Source organism: Stenotrophomonas maltophilia (genome assembly GCF_023518235.1).
GTDB lineage: Bacteria > Pseudomonadota > Gammaproteobacteria > Xanthomonadales > Xanthomonadaceae > Stenotrophomonas.
The window spans coordinates 3,311,762-3,324,313 of sequence record NZ_CP090423.1; the positions used below are offsets into that span (position 1 = coordinate 3,311,762).

The following is a 12,552-nucleotide window of genomic DNA, read 5'->3' on the forward strand; positions in this document are numbered from 1 at the left end:
GGAAATGCCGGCCAGCGGCCGGCACTACCCGTGATGCCAAAGCAGGATGGCTGAGCGCCCTGCGGTAGTGCCGGCCGCTGGCCGGCATACCCGGTGATGCGTTTACTTCGCGATCAACGCATTGCGGCGGCTGTACAGGAAGTACAGCACCAGGCCGACCAGGTTCCACAGCAGGAAGTACAGCTGGGTGCTGTGCGGCAGGCTGATGAACAGGTAGATGCAGCCCAGCGCGGCCAGCGGGCCGACCACGAAGGCCAGCGGCGTACGGAAGGTACGCTCGCGGTTCGGCTCGCGCAGGCGCAGCACCACCAGGCAGATGCCCACCGCAGTGAACGCGGCCAGGGTACCGGCGTTGGCCAGCGCGGCGATCTCGTCCAGGCGCGCCACACCGGCCAGCGCCGACACCACCACTGCGGTGAACAGCGTGGTCGCCACCGGCGTGCCGGTGCGTGCGTTGACCTTGGACAGGCCACGCGGCAGCAGGCCGTCGCGGCTCATCACGAAGAAGATGCGGCTCTGGCCGTACAGGAAGGCCAGCAGCACCGTCGGCAGCGCGATGATCGCGATCACGCCGATCACCATCGCCGCAGTCGGATGGCCCAGCTGGCGCATGATCAGCGCCAGCGGCTCGGCGCTGTGGCCGAACACGGCGTAGCTCATCGCACCCACGGCGGCCAGCGCCACCAGCACGTAGACGATGGTGCAGCCGATCATCGAACCGATGATGCCGATCGACAGGTCGCGGCCCGGGTTCTTGGTTTCCTCGGCGGCGGTCGAAATCGCATCGAAGCCGTAGAAGGCGAAGAAGATGATCGCCGCCGCCGCCATCACGCCGTGTTCGACGCCATCAGGGCCGATCGACTTGGCAAAGCCATAGGGCATGAACGGCTGCAGGTTGGCGCTGTCGAACGCCGGCAGTGCCACGGCCACGAAGATCGCCAGCGCGATCAGTTTGAACACCACCAGGATGGCGTTGAGGGTGGCGCTTTCCTTGGTGCCGGCCATCAGCATGCCGGCCACCAGCCAGGTGATGACGATCGCCGGCAGGTTGATCATGCCGCCTTCCACGTGCGGGCCGGCCGCAAGCCAGGCCGGCAGGTGCACGTTCCAGCCGAACTGGGTGTGCACCCATTCGAGGAATCCGACGAAGTAGCCCGACCAGCCCACGGCCACCGTACTCACCACCAGCGAGTACTCCAGGATCAGGCTCCAGCCCACCACCCAGGCGAACACCTCGCCCAGCGCGCTGTAACTGTAGGTATAGGCACTGCCGGCAGCCGGCATCATCGTCGACAGCTCGGCGTAGGACAGCGCCGCGCAGGCGCAGACCGCGCCGGCGATGGCAAAGGAGATCAGCACCGCCGGGCCGGCCAGGTTGGCACCGACGCCGATCAGCGTGTAGATGCCGGTGCCGACGATGGCACCGATGCCCAGCGCGATCAGGTGCGGCCAGCTGAGCGTGGGAACCAGGCGCCTGCCGGCTTCATGGACGGTGACGGAATCTAGGGACTTGCGCCGGAGCAGGGACATGCAGGCCTCGGAAGGGGTGACTGAGAACGACAAGTCCCCGAGTGTGACCGAACGCAGCGCAGCATTGCCACTGACGGGGGTCATGCCCGACCCGTCGCGCGCTGTACCGCGAGCAGTCTGCCGGAATCGGCATAAAGGGCCGTCGGCCGGTGCTGCGCTATCGGGCGCTGGGCCAGTGGCAGCCGTGTTCCTGCCAGGCCTCGGGAGCATCGTGGAAGGCGGTGGTGCGGCCGTCGCGGGCGCGTTGGTAGCTCAACTCCAGCACCAGCGCGCCCTGGGTGCTCAACCGGTAGTGGCCGTTGAGGCGCCCGTCGATGCGCTCTTCCCACACGCTGTCGAACTGGTAGGGGCGATCTTCGGCCAGCACCGTGGTCTCCAGCGCAACCCGGCGCAGCGTCAGGCGCTCATGCTGGCCGGCGTAGCGCACATCGGCGCCACCGTCATCCAGCCAGCGCCATTCCAGATGGATGCGGTCATCGCGACCGCCGCTCAGGCAGCGATGGTCCTGCACGGTGGCGGCCGAGGCAGCACCGGCCGTCAACAGCAACGCGCCGACCGCGGCCCGCCAGGCCTTCACCCGTTCAACCCCAGGCGGATGCCGAAGCCGACCAGGAACAGGCCGGCCACGCGGCGCAGCGCATCGCTGATGCGTGGATGCTGGATCAAGCGGCGGCGGGCCAGGTTGCCCACCCCGATCAGCATCGAGCAGTACCCAATGCTGACCACCAGGATGATGCCGGCCAGCGCGCCGAAGGTGGCGATGCCCTGGTGTGCCTTGGGATCGATGAACAACGGCAGGAACGCCATGTAGAACAGGATTGCCTTCGGGTTGAGCAGGCTGACCAGGATCGCCTGCTGGAAATAGCGGCCGGGCTGCATGCGGATGGGACCGGCGTCACCGCCCTCGTGCTTCGGGGTACGCAGCAGGCTGATGCCGACCCAGACCAGGTAGGCCGCACCCAGGTACTGCACGGCGTGGAACACCAGCGGATTGGCCTTGAGCAGCGCGGCCACGCCGGCCAGGGCCAGCCACATCAGGATCTGGTCGCCGACCAGCAGGCCGGCCAGCGCGGTGTAGCCGCCACGTACGCCACCTCGTCCGGTGGCGGTCAGCAGGGTGAACGTGCCGGGGCCGGGCAGGGCGAGAAACACCAGCACGGCGACCAGAAACGTCCACAGGTCCTGGATGCCCATCCACGGCATGGCGGTGTTCTCTCTTACGGGGGGCCGCCATTGTCGGCCAGCACCGGAACGGGCGACAGGGGGCCGGCGAGTCCATCGGGCATGCCAGACAGCAGCGGTTGCAGGTGCTGGCGCAGCTGCGCGTGCAACTGCCGCACCGCCGGCGAGAACTGCTTGCGGTGCGGGCACACCAGCTGCAGCGGAATGTGGCTGCCAACGCCATCGAGCAGCAACTGCAGGCGCCCGGCCAGCACGTCCTCGCGCAGGTCCAGCCAGGATTTGTAGGTGATGCCTTCGCCGGCCACCGCCCAGCGCCGCACCACGTCGGCGTCATCGCAGACCAGCGGGCCACGCACCGGCACCACCACGCGGCGCCCGTCGACCTCGAACGACCAGCGATCGTAGGCGCGGCCGCTGAGCTGGTAGACCAGGCAATCATGCTCGCGCAGGTCATCCAGCCGCGCAGGCATGCCGCGCCGCTGCAGGTAATCGGGCGAGGCGGCCAGCACACGGCGGTTGCCCTCCAGCAGTGGCAGGGCGACATAGCTGGCGTCATCGAAGTGGCCGATGCGGATCGCCACATCCACCGGGTCGCGGAACACATCGGCCACTTCATCGGACAGACGCAGGTGCAGGCGCAACCGCGGGTGCGCGGCACGGAATGCGGTCAGCCACGGCAGCAGCAGGTTGCGACCGAAGTCCGACGGTGCCGACAGCTGCAGGGTGCCATGCAGGTCGGCGTCCTCGCCCTGCACCCGGGCCTGGCCTTCGCGCAGGGTGACCAGCACCTCCTGCGCATACGGCAGGTACAGCGCGCCCTCGCCGGTCAGGCGCAGGCTGCGGGTGGTGCGCACGAACAAGCGCAGGTCCAGCTCGCGCTCCAGCCGCGCCACCGCGGCCGCGACCTGCCCGGGCAGCAGATCGGCTTCGCGCGCGGCCTGCGAGAAGCTGCCCAGCGCAGCGGTGCGGACGAACAGGTGCAGGTCATCGAAGCGGATCATCTTCATTGCTGGAGTGAAAGTGATGCCCGATTCTGCGCCTTTCTGAAGGGCCGTGCGCGGCGCAACCTGTCGCCTCCTTCCCCACTGGACCGCCACCATGCGCGCCATTGCCTATACCCACGCCGGCCTGCCGATCGAAGATGCCCAGGCCCTGATCGACATCGAACTGGAACTGCCCCAGCCTGGCCCGCGCGACCTGCGCGTGGCGGTGCGCGCGGTGGCGGTCAATCCGGTCGACACCAAGGTGCGCCGGGGCGTGGCCACCGACGGCCCGCGCGTGCTGGGCTGGGATGCGGTCGGCATCGTCGACGCGGTCGGCAGCGAGGTGACCCTGTTCCAGCCCGGCGACGCGGTCTACTACGCCGGTGTGATCGACCGCCCGGGCAGCAACGCCGAGTACCAGCTGGTGGACGAGCGCAGCGTCGGCCACAAGCCGGCCAGCCTCGACGATGCCGCCGCCGCCGCATTGCCGCTGACCGCGATCACCGCCTGGGAGCTGCTGTTCGACCGCCTGCGCATTCCCGAAGGCGGTGGCGAGGGCCAGACCCTGCTGGTGATCGGTGCAGCCGGTGGTGTCGGTTCGATCCTGGTGCAGCTGGCGCGGAAGCTGACGAAGTTGACCGTGATCGGCACCGCCTCGCGTCCGGATACCCAGGACTGGGTGTACGCGATGGGCGCCCACCACGTCATCGACCACAGCCAGCCACTGGCCGAGGGTCTGGCACGGCTGGGCATCAGCGAGGTGCAGCACGTGGCCAGCCTGACCCATTCGGACCAGCACTACGCGCAGATCGTCGAGCTGCTGGCGCCGCAGGGCCAGTTCGGTCTGATCGATGATCCGGGCCAGGTGGATGTGATGGCGCTCAAGCGCAAGGCGCTGTCGCTGCACTGGGAGTCGATGTTCACCCGCCCGCTGTACAGGACGGCGGACATGCAGCGCCAGCACGAGCTGTTGAACCGGGTGGCCGAGCTGATCGATGCCGGTGTGCTGCAGACCACCCTCGGCGAGCACTTCGGCCGCATCGAAGCGGCCAACCTGCGGCGCGCCCATGCGCTGCTGGAGAGCCACCGCGCCAAGGGCAAGATCGTGCTGGAAGGCTGGTAAGGCCCGGTTTTCTCCTGCGTCGTTGGGGTCAGATCCCTTTCCCTTTGGGAAAGGATCTGACCCCTGCCTCAGGCCACGCCGTTGTCGACGTATTCGGCGAAACCGGGCTGTTGGTGCAGGCGCTCGAACCAGGCCTCCACGTTGGACAGTGCAGGCCTGTCGCCGGGCGTGCTGCGCCAGCGCTGGGTCGACAGGCCCAGCACGATGTCGGCCAGGGTGAATGCACTGCCGGTGACATGGGCCCGGCCATCGGCCAACTGCGCGTCGAGCACGCCCATCAGCCGGTTCCACTGTGCCCAGCTGGCCTCGGCGCGGGCGTCATCCGGGTAGTCCGGGTGTTGCCGTACCCGGGCCATGAACACCTGGCGCCAGGCACTGTTGAGGTCGCTGGCCTGCCAATCCATCCACTGCTCCACCTGCGCACGCGCCTGCAGCGCAACCGGCAGCAGGTCGTCGCGGCCGGCGCGGGCGGCCAGGTAGCGGCAGATGCTGTTGGACTCCCACAGCACGAAGTCTCCGTCGCGCAGCACCGGCACCTGCCGGTTCGGGTTGAGCGCGGCCAGCAGATCCGCTGGCGGTGCCGGTTCGTGCTGCACCGGCTGATCCAGCCCGGCGCATAGCCACAGCACCTTGCGCACGTTGATCGAGGTCGGTTTTCCGTACAGTTCCAGCATGGCCCGGCGCAGCGTTTGAGACGGCACCAGCCTACACTTGCCCCATGCAAACCGAATCCCTGCTCATCGGCGGCCTTCTATTGGCCGTGCTCATCCTGCAGCTGGTCGCCCTGCTGCGGCGCCCGCCCCACGACCGCCTGGAACAGGCGGTTCGCGAGGAGGCGCGGGCCGGGCGCAGCGAACTGCGCGAACAGCTGGACACCTTCGCCCGCGCGCTGACCGATCTGTCCACGCGTACCGACCAGCGGCTGGACCTGCTGCGCGAGGCCCTGGGCGAGGACGCCCGCAAGGCGCGCGCCGAGTCCGCCGAAAGCCAGCAGCGCGGCGCTGCATTGATGGGCCAGCGCCTGCAGGAACTGCGTGGCCAGCTGGATACCTTTGGCCAGCAGCAGGAGGCGCGCATCCATGCCTTCGGCCAGCAGCTGCAGGAACTGACCACGCGCACCGACAGCCAGCTCGGTGCCCTGCGCCAGACCCAGATGGACGATGCACGCAAGGGCCGCGAGGAGGGCGCGCAGTCGCAGCAGCGCCTGACCGAGAACCTGGGCCAGCGGCTGCAGGAGCTGACCCAGCGCAACGAGCAGCGTATCGCCGAGATGCGCACGACGCTGGAAGAACAGCTGCGTGCGCTGCAGAGCGACAACGCACAGAAGCTGGAACAGATGCGCGTGACCGTGGACGAGAAGCTGCAGTCCACGCTGGAAACCCGCCTGGGCCAGTCCTTCAAGCTGGTCTCCGAGCGCCTGGAGCAGGTCCAGCGCGGCCTCGGTGAGATGCAGCAGCTGGCCACCGGCGTGGGCGACCTCAAGCGCGTGCTGACCAACGTCAAGACGCGCGGCAGCTGGGGTGAAGTGCAGCTGGAGAACATCCTCGAGCAGACCCTGATCCAGGAGCAGTACGCGCGCGCGGTGAAGGTGCGCCCGGACAGCGGGGAAATGGTCGACATCGCCGTGCGCCTGCCGGGGCGCAGCAGCGACGACACGCCGGTGTGGCTGCCGATCGACTCCAAGTTCCCGCGCGAAGACTATGAGCGCCTTCTGGACGCGCAGGAGCAGGGCGACGCAGAACTGGTGCGCGTGCAGGGCGCGCAGCTGGAGCGCGCGGTGAAGGTGCAGGCCAAGTCCATCTGCGAGAAGTACATCGTGCCGCCGCACACTACCGATTTCGCGGTGATGTTCCTGCCGACCGAAGGGCTGTATGCCGAGGTGATCCGCCGCCCCGGCCTGGTGGACCTGCTGCAGCGCGACCACCGCGTGGTGGTCGCCGGGCCGACCACCATCACCGCACTGCTCAACAGCCTGCAGATGGGTTTCCGCACCCTGGCCATCGAGAAGCGGTCCAGCGAAGTGTGGAGCCTGCTGGGCGCGGTGAAGACCGAGTTCGGCAAGTTCGGCGACGTGCTCGACAATGTGAAGGCCAAGCTCGATCAGGCCAGCAAGCAGATCGACCAGACCGGCGTGCGCACCCGCGCGATCGCCCGCAAGCTGCGCGATGTCGAATCGCTGCCGGTCGAGCAGAGCCGGCAGCTGCTGCCCGATGCGCTGTCGGCCGACGACAGTGGCGACGGTGAAGAAACCTGAGCCACGCTGACACGCCGCCTGCATCGTCCATGCGTATGCTGGCGGCCTGTCCGCCGCGTTCGGGTGCCGCCATGCATTCTCGCCTCTGTATCAGCCTGCTCCTGTCCGCCGTGCTCGCCGCCTGCAGCAGTGCGCCGCCGGCTCCACCTGCTGCGGACGCAACCGACAGCCCGCAGGCCGCCGAGGCCTACCAGGAGGCACGCGATGTCGACTGCCAGGCCGCCGGCGGCACGCTGCAACGGCTCGGCCGCCTGCAGCGGTTGCAGTGCGTGATTCCCTATGCCGACGCCGGCAAGGCCTGCAGCCGCAAGAGCGATTGCACGGGCCAGTGCCTGGCCACCGGCGAAGTGGCCGCCGGCATCGCCACCACCGGCACCTGCCAGCGCGATGCCCGCCAGAACTTCGGCTGCCGCCAGCGCGTTGATGAGGGCAAAGCGCAGGGCACGATCTGCGTGGATTGATGAAACTGCCGCGATTGCCGGCCAGCGGCCGGCATTACCGCGTCAGAGATGTGCGTGGGTTGACGGTAGTGCCGGCCGCTGGCCGGCAACGGCATCAACGCTCGCGATCGCGCGTGAATCCCGTCGAGCAAGCTCGACGCTACGGGCATCGCACAGCGCTATGCTGGTGGGCCATTCCCCGCCGTAGCCGGAGCCTCCGCGTGAGCACCCCGATCCAGGACATTTCCCTCACCACCATCGACGGCCAGCCGTCCACGCTTGCCGATTACCAGGGCAAGGTCCTGCTGCTGGTCAACGTCGCCTCCAAGTGCGGCCTGACCCCACAGTACGAAGGCCTGCAGGCGCTGTATGCGGAAAAGCACGCGCAAGGCCTGGAAGTGCTGGGCTTCCCCGCCAACAACTTCCTGGGCCAGGAACCGGGCAGCGAGGCGGAGATCCAGCAGTTCTGCCAGCTCACCTACGATGTCACCTTCCCGATGTTCTCCAAGATCAGCGTGGCCGGCGAGGACACCCACCCGCTCTACCAGCAGCTGACCGCCGCGCAGCCGCAGTCGATCGGTGAAGGCCCGCTGCGCGAGCGCCTGGCCAGCAAGGAGATTCCGATCCACGCCGCGCCGGCGGTGCTGTGGAACTTCGAGAAGTTCCTGGTCGGTCGCGATGGCAAGGTCATTGCCCGCTTCGCCCCGGACGTGGCCGCCGATGACGCGCGCCTGCGCCAAGCCATCGAGGCCGCGCTGGCGGCCTGAGCAAAGCGTGTCAACCAAGGTTGGCACCTACCGGAAAAGAAAAACCCCGCCGAGGCGGGGTTTTTCATGCACCGATCAGCGACCTCAGTGGGTCCACTGCGGCATCGGCATCGCGTCGACCGGAATCGGCGAGTTGGCATCGTCGTGGCCACGGTCGCGCTTGCTGCGCAGATCGTTCTCGATCTGGTAGTTGCGGCGCTGCATCCACGCATCGCGGACCAGCGAGTACTCGTCCACGGCAGTGTCGCGCAGATCGTCGATCGCCAGCAGCTGTGCGCGCGTATCGACCAGCTGCAGGCCCTGCAGGCCGATGCGCAGCTTGTCTTCTTCGATGCGGCGGATCGGCGACAACGGGATGTCACCGGCCAGGCCGAACACATCGCGCACGGTCCGCGGGCCGAAGAACGGCAGTTCCACGTAGCGCGAACGACGCCAGCCCCAGGCGCCCAGGGTCTGGCCGAAGTCTTCGTTGCGACGCGGCACCATCGCCTTGCTGGCCGGATCGAACAGGCCACCGATGCCCAGCGTGCTGTTCATCAGGAAGCGGCCGAGGCTGTCCCACGCATCGGCGCCACGGCCCTGCAGCAGCTGGTTGGTGATGGTCACCGGTGCGCGCAGGTTGCTGAAGAAGTTGCTCACGCCGGTACGTGCGAAGCGTGGCACCACGTGGGTATAGGCCGTGGCCAGCGGACGGGCGATGCCACGGTCGACCGCGTTGTTGAACCTGTGCACCTTGCGGTTGAACGGTTCCCACGGGTCGTAGGCGGCCGCGCTGCCGGTGTTGTTGGTGCCACCGTACAGGGCATCGAAATCGTCATCACCGCCTGGTGCGGTGGCTGCTGCGGTCCTGGCCGCATCGGTATCGGCACCGGCAACGGGGGGCGCCGGCGAGGCCGCAGCGGCGGCCGGCGGAGCGGCCACCGGCGTCACCGGTGCCGCCTCGGCCATGCTGGTATCGGCAGTGGCCGGGGCCTCGGCGGCCGAGCTGGCCGGAACGACGGTGCTGGCGGCCGGTGCATCGCTGCGTGCGGGCTTGCCGGCACAGGCGGTCAGCGCGGTGGCCAGGACGATCAGGGGAAAAGCGCGTACGACGTTCATGTCAGCTCGCAGCAGAAGTTGCAGTGAAATCCAGGTCGGGCGACAGCCGGTAGGCCGCGCTCAGCTCGTTGAAGCCTGCCGGTATGCCGGAAATCGCCAGCGGGTGACCAGCCTTGCGTGCGCGCGCCGAAAGCTCGGCGAGCAGGGCCAGGCCGGCGCTGTCCACGCGCTCGACCTCGCCCAGGTCCAGCCGTGCCAGCTTCGCCGGCAGCGCCTGCAGCTGCGGCCACAGCGCGATCACCGCGGCACGGTCAAGCAGACCGCGCAGGCGCAGGGTGTCGCCCTCCAGCAGCGCCAGTGCGTTACTTGCCATTGCCCGTGGGCCCGGCCTGCATGCTGCCGCTGCGCAGGTCGCTGGCCACCTGCTTGATGCCCTTCTGGCGCAGCGGGGTGTCGAACTGGTTGCGGAAGGTCTGCACGTAGGAAATGCCTTCGATGTTGACGTCGAAGATCTTCCACTGGCCATTCACGTTGCGCATCCAGTATTCGACCGGCGTCGGCTCGTTGCCGGCGCGCACCAGCTCGGTGCTCACGCGCACGCCGCGGTTGCCCGGCAGCGGGCTCTCACCCTTCAGGCGGAAGCTGGGCTTGCCCTGGATGTTGAGCAGGGTCGAGCCGTAGCGCTGCATCAGGCTGTCGGCCATCGCATCGGCAAACAGCTTGATGTCCGCGTCCGAGGCGCCGCGGGCGTGCGGGCCCAGCACCAGGCGCGCGGCGTAGTCGCGGTCGAAGGTGCGGGTCAGTTCGCTGTCGATGTAGCTGCGCAGGCTGGCCGGGTTGCTGGTGAACTCGCTCTTGCGCTGCTGCAGGGTGGCCAGGATGCGGCTGCTGGCATCGATCACCACCTTGCCGGCCTGGCCCTGGGTCGCGGCTGCGGCGGGGGCGGCGGCCTGGGCCTGGGCCAGGAACGGGGTGGCTACCAGCAGCGCCGAGGCGAGCAGGGCCGGGATCAGTTTCATCTTCATGGTTGCGGTTCCGTTGCAGGCGCCTGCGCGCCATCGTTGGGCTTCTGAGCAGCGCCGCCACCGGCGCCGCCACTGAACATGTACTTGCCGACCAGCTGGATCAGGTCCACCGCCGGCTGGGTGAAGACGATCTCGTCGCCGGCCTTGAGCACTTCCGGATCACCGCCCGGCTGCAGACCGATATAGCTCTCGCCGAGCAAACCACTGGTGAAGATGCCGGCCGAGGTGTCCGCCGGCAGGTCCTTGACCTTGCTGTCCATGCGCAGGGTCACGATGGATTCGAACTTCACCGGGTCCAGGTCGATCGCCGCGACCTGGCCGACGGTGACGCCGCCGATCTTGACCGGCGCCTGCTTGCGCAGCTGGCCGACCTGGGAAAAGCGTGCCTTCAGCTCATAGCCGTCGCTGCCCCAGCTCCAGCGCTGGTTGGTAGAGGCCACGGCCAGCACCATCAGCGAGGCCAGGGCCAGCAGCAGGAAAGCGCCGACGGAGAATTCGAGTCTGGGACCGCGGATGGCCATGTGGATTACCTGATCGAGTCGTGGTGGCCGCGCGCGCCTGCGCACCGCCGGTGGAGGGGTTAGGTGAACAACATTGCCGACAGCACGAAGTTGAACATCAGCACCAGCAGCGAGGCGTTGACCACCGCCCGGGTGGTCGCCACCGAGGTGCCCTCGATGGTCGGCTCGGCGTGGAAACCAACGTAGGCGGCAACCAGCGCGGCGGTGCCGCCGAAGATTGCCGACTTCAGCATCGCCACGCCGAAGTCATCCCAGAAGTCCACGCTGTTGCGCAGCGCCGACCAGAACACGCCATTGTCCAGGCCCAGCACGTGCACCGCTTCGAAGTAGCTGGCACTGATCGCCAGCGAACAGAAGACGCCGGTCAGCAGTGGCACGGTCAGCACCGCTGCCCAGAAGCGCGGCGCCACGGCCTTGGCCACCGGGTCGATGGCCATCAGCTCCAGCGCCTTGATCTGGTCGGTGGCGCGCATCAGGCCCAGTTCGGCGGCGATCGAGCTGCCGGCGCGGCCGATGAACAACAGCGCGGTCAGCACCGGGGCCAGCTCGCGGTACAGCGACAGGCCAAGCAGGGTCGACAGCGCGTCTGCCGCACCGAAGGTGGTCAGCGTGCGATAGCCCTGCAGGGTCAGGACCAGGCCGACGAAGGCGCCACCGACGGCGATGATCGGCAGCGAGCGCGCGCCGATCTTGTAGATCTCGCGGGTCAGTTCGGCCAGGAAATCACGGGTCGGCAGCGAACCGCGCAGCACGGTCAGCGAGAACAGGCCGGCGCGGCCCAGCGAACGGGTGGCTTGAACGAACGGCATCAGGCAACCCTCGCACGCGGCGCGGCATCGAACGGGATGGGGCCATCGGGCTGGCCATGCAGGAACTGCCGCAGCAGCGGGTCCTGGCTGGACTGCAGCGCTTCGGGCGTACCCTGGAAGACGATGCCGCCATTGGCGATCGCAATCACCTGGTCGCAGATCGGCAGGGTCTCGTGCACGTGGTGGGTGACGATGATGCTGGTCAGGCCCAGGCTGTGGTTGAGGCGCTGGATCAGGCTCATGATCACCCCGGAGGCGATCGGGTCCAGCCCGGTCAGGGGCTCGTCATAGATCATCAGCGGCGGGTCCAGCGCCAGCGCACGGGCCAGCGCCACGCGGCGCGCCATGCCGCCGGACAGCTCACGCGGCCAGGCATCGGAGGCGGCCAGCAGCCCCACCGCATGCAGCTTCATCTCCACCAGCCGGCGCAGCACGGCCCTGGGCAGGCGCGTATGCGTGCGCAGCGGCAGCTCGACGTTCTCGGCCACGGTAAGGTCGGTCAGCAGGCCGTTGCCCTGCAGCAGCACGCCCACGCTTTTGCGCATCTCCAGCAGTGCACCGCTGTCGTGCGGGATGGGCTTGCCGAACAGCGTGACCTCGCCGGCGACCGGGCGCAGCTCGCCGGTCAGTGCCGCCAGCAGGGTCGACTTGCCGCTGCCGGACGGACCGAGCACGGCGGTGATGCTGCCCGTGCGCACCTGCAGCGAGACGTCGCGCAGGATCGTGCGCCCGCTCCGTTCGATGCGGACGTTGGACAACTGCACCAGACTGGAGGCGGAAGCCGACATGGGCACCATTAACGTTTTTTAGACATCGAAGGATCGGGTCAGTCGGCTGAACAAAAGCAGACTGGACGGTCCAGTATTGTTGCACGACAAGG

The 12,552-nt window shown here is 68.2% G+C and carries 15 protein-coding genes; 4 read left to right on the plus strand and 11 right to left on the minus strand.

What is annotated here, in order from left to right; all coding sequences use genetic code 11:
* Positions 1-102: 102 nt before the first annotated feature.
* The 4 genes from LZ605_RS15520 to LZ605_RS15535 all read right to left on the minus strand — a co-directional run bounded on the left by LZ605_RS15520 (position 103) and on the right by LZ605_RS15535 (position 3,719).
* Positions 103-1,530 (minus strand): amino acid permease, encoded by a 1,428-nt coding sequence (locus tag LZ605_RS15520; protein ID WP_249842388.1) that lies wholly within the window; start codon positions 1,528-1,530, stop codon positions 103-105.
* Positions 1,531-1,687: 157 nt separating this feature from the next.
* Positions 1,688-2,107, minus strand: coding sequence for a hypothetical protein (locus LZ605_RS15525; protein ID WP_249842389.1), 420 nt, complete (start codon positions 2,105-2,107; stop codon positions 1,688-1,690).
* Positions 2,104-2,733 carry a leucine efflux protein LeuE gene (gene leuE / locus LZ605_RS15530; RefSeq protein ID WP_249842390.1) on the minus strand — a complete coding sequence of 210 codons (630 nt, stop codon included), beginning with the start codon at positions 2,731-2,733 and terminating at the stop codon, positions 2,104-2,106. Before leuE ends, LZ605_RS15525 begins: the two co-directional genes overlap by 4 nt.
* 14 nt (positions 2,734-2,747) lie before the next feature.
* On the minus strand, positions 2,748-3,719 hold the full coding sequence (locus LZ605_RS15535) for a LysR family transcriptional regulator (RefSeq protein WP_249842391.1): 972 nt from the start codon (positions 3,717-3,719) through the stop codon (positions 2,748-2,750).
* Positions 3,720-3,810: 91 nt separating this feature from the next.
* Between LZ605_RS15535 and LZ605_RS15540 the strand changes: the two genes are divergently transcribed.
* Positions 3,811-4,818 carry a zinc-binding alcohol dehydrogenase family protein gene (locus LZ605_RS15540; RefSeq protein WP_249842392.1) on the plus strand — a complete coding sequence of 336 codons (1,008 nt, stop codon included), beginning with the start codon at positions 3,811-3,813 and terminating at the stop codon, positions 4,816-4,818.
* A gap of 68 nt (positions 4,819-4,886) precedes the next feature.
* Here LZ605_RS15540 and LZ605_RS15545 read toward each other — a convergent pair whose 3' ends face one another.
* Positions 4,887-5,492 (minus strand): glutathione S-transferase family protein, encoded by a 606-nt coding sequence (locus tag LZ605_RS15545; protein WP_249842393.1) that lies wholly within the window; start codon positions 5,490-5,492, stop codon positions 4,887-4,889.
* 44 nt (positions 5,493-5,536) lie between these two features.
* Here LZ605_RS15545 and rmuC point away from each other — a divergent pair, with 44 nt between their 5' ends.
* The 3 genes from rmuC (at position 5,537) to LZ605_RS15560 (ending at position 8,279) form a co-directional block, all read left to right on the plus strand.
* Positions 5,537-7,072: a DNA recombination protein RmuC gene (gene rmuC, locus LZ605_RS15550; protein ID WP_249842394.1), complete on the plus strand. Its 1,536-nt coding sequence runs from the start codon at positions 5,537-5,539 to the stop codon at positions 7,070-7,072.
* A gap of 71 nt (positions 7,073-7,143) precedes the next feature.
* Positions 7,144-7,533, plus strand: coding sequence for a hypothetical protein (locus tag LZ605_RS15555; protein WP_249842395.1), 390 nt, complete (start codon positions 7,144-7,146; stop codon positions 7,531-7,533).
* A gap of 200 nt (positions 7,534-7,733) precedes the next feature.
* Positions 7,734-8,279, plus strand: coding sequence for a glutathione peroxidase (locus LZ605_RS15560; protein WP_249842396.1), 546 nt, complete (start codon positions 7,734-7,736; stop codon positions 8,277-8,279).
* Between the two features lie 84 nt (positions 8,280-8,363).
* Here the strand turns inward: LZ605_RS15560 and LZ605_RS15565 are convergent, their stop codons facing one another.
* Genes LZ605_RS15565 through LZ605_RS15590 form a run of 6 tightly spaced genes read right to left on the minus strand, consistent with a single transcriptional unit; the run spans position 8,364 to position 12,460 of the window.
* A complete protein-coding gene (locus tag LZ605_RS15565) occupies positions 8,364-9,377 on the minus strand; it encodes an MlaA family lipoprotein (RefSeq protein WP_249842397.1) in 1,014 nt (337 codons plus the stop codon).
* A gap of 1 nt (position 9,378) precedes the next feature.
* The gene (locus LZ605_RS15570) at positions 9,379-9,690 is read right to left on the minus strand and encodes an STAS domain-containing protein (RefSeq protein WP_249842398.1); all 312 of its coding nucleotides are present in this window, start codon (positions 9,688-9,690) and stop codon (positions 9,379-9,381) included.
* Positions 9,680-10,342, minus strand: a complete 663-nt coding sequence (locus LZ605_RS15575) for an MlaC/ttg2D family ABC transporter substrate-binding protein (protein ID WP_249842399.1) — start codon at positions 10,340-10,342, stop codon at positions 9,680-9,682. Before LZ605_RS15575 ends, LZ605_RS15570 begins: the two co-directional genes overlap by 11 nt.
* Positions 10,339-10,863, minus strand: coding sequence for an outer membrane lipid asymmetry maintenance protein MlaD (gene mlaD, locus LZ605_RS15580; protein ID WP_057495957.1), 525 nt, complete (start codon positions 10,861-10,863; stop codon positions 10,339-10,341). Before mlaD ends, LZ605_RS15575 begins: the two co-directional genes overlap by 4 nt.
* Before the next feature lie 59 nt (positions 10,864-10,922).
* Positions 10,923-11,672 carry an MlaE family lipid ABC transporter permease subunit gene (locus LZ605_RS15585; protein ID WP_107231290.1) on the minus strand — a complete coding sequence of 250 codons (750 nt, stop codon included), beginning with the start codon at positions 11,670-11,672 and terminating at the stop codon, positions 10,923-10,925.
* On the minus strand, positions 11,672-12,460 hold the full coding sequence (locus LZ605_RS15590; protein ID WP_249842400.1) for an ABC transporter ATP-binding protein: 789 nt from the start codon (positions 12,458-12,460) through the stop codon (positions 11,672-11,674). Before LZ605_RS15590 ends, LZ605_RS15585 begins: the two co-directional genes overlap by 1 nt.
* Between the last annotated feature and the right edge of the window lie 92 nt (positions 12,461-12,552).

Bases quoted from the DNA above. Each gene is read 5' to 3' on its own strand.
- LZ605_RS15520 (WP_249842388.1), bottom strand. From the start codon at position 1,530: ATGTCCCTGCTCCGGCGCAAGTCCCTAGATTCCGTCACCGTCCATGAA.
- leuE (WP_249842390.1), bottom strand. From the start codon at position 2,733: ATGCCGTGGATGGGCATCCAGGACCTGTGGACGTTTCTGGTCGCCGTG.
- LZ605_RS15535 (WP_249842391.1), bottom strand. From the start codon at position 3,719: ATGAAGATGATCCGCTTCGATGACCTGCACCTGTTCGTCCGCACCGCT.
- LZ605_RS15540 (WP_249842392.1), top strand. From the start codon at position 3,811: ATGCGCGCCATTGCCTATACCCACGCCGGCCTGCCGATCGAAGATGCC.
- LZ605_RS15545 (WP_249842393.1), bottom strand. From the start codon at position 5,492: ATGCTGGAACTGTACGGAAAACCGACCTCGATCAACGTGCGCAAGGTG.
- rmuC (WP_249842394.1), top strand. From the start codon at position 5,537: ATGCAAACCGAATCCCTGCTCATCGGCGGCCTTCTATTGGCCGTGCTC.
- LZ605_RS15555 (WP_249842395.1), top strand. From the start codon at position 7,144: ATGCATTCTCGCCTCTGTATCAGCCTGCTCCTGTCCGCCGTGCTCGCC.
- LZ605_RS15565 (WP_249842397.1), bottom strand. From the start codon at position 9,377: ATGAACGTCGTACGCGCTTTTCCCCTGATCGTCCTGGCCACCGCGCTG.
- LZ605_RS15570 (WP_249842398.1), bottom strand. From the start codon at position 9,690: ATGGCAAGTAACGCACTGGCGCTGCTGGAGGGCGACACCCTGCGCCTG.
- LZ605_RS15575 (WP_249842399.1), bottom strand. From the start codon at position 10,342: ATGAAGATGAAACTGATCCCGGCCCTGCTCGCCTCGGCGCTGCTGGTA.
- mlaD (WP_057495957.1), bottom strand. From the start codon at position 10,863: ATGGCCATCCGCGGTCCCAGACTCGAATTCTCCGTCGGCGCTTTCCTG.
- LZ605_RS15585 (WP_107231290.1), bottom strand. From the start codon at position 11,672: ATGCCGTTCGTTCAAGCCACCCGTTCGCTGGGCCGCGCCGGCCTGTTC.
- LZ605_RS15590 (WP_249842400.1), bottom strand. From the start codon at position 12,460: ATGTCGGCTTCCGCCTCCAGTCTGGTGCAGTTGTCCAACGTCCGCATC.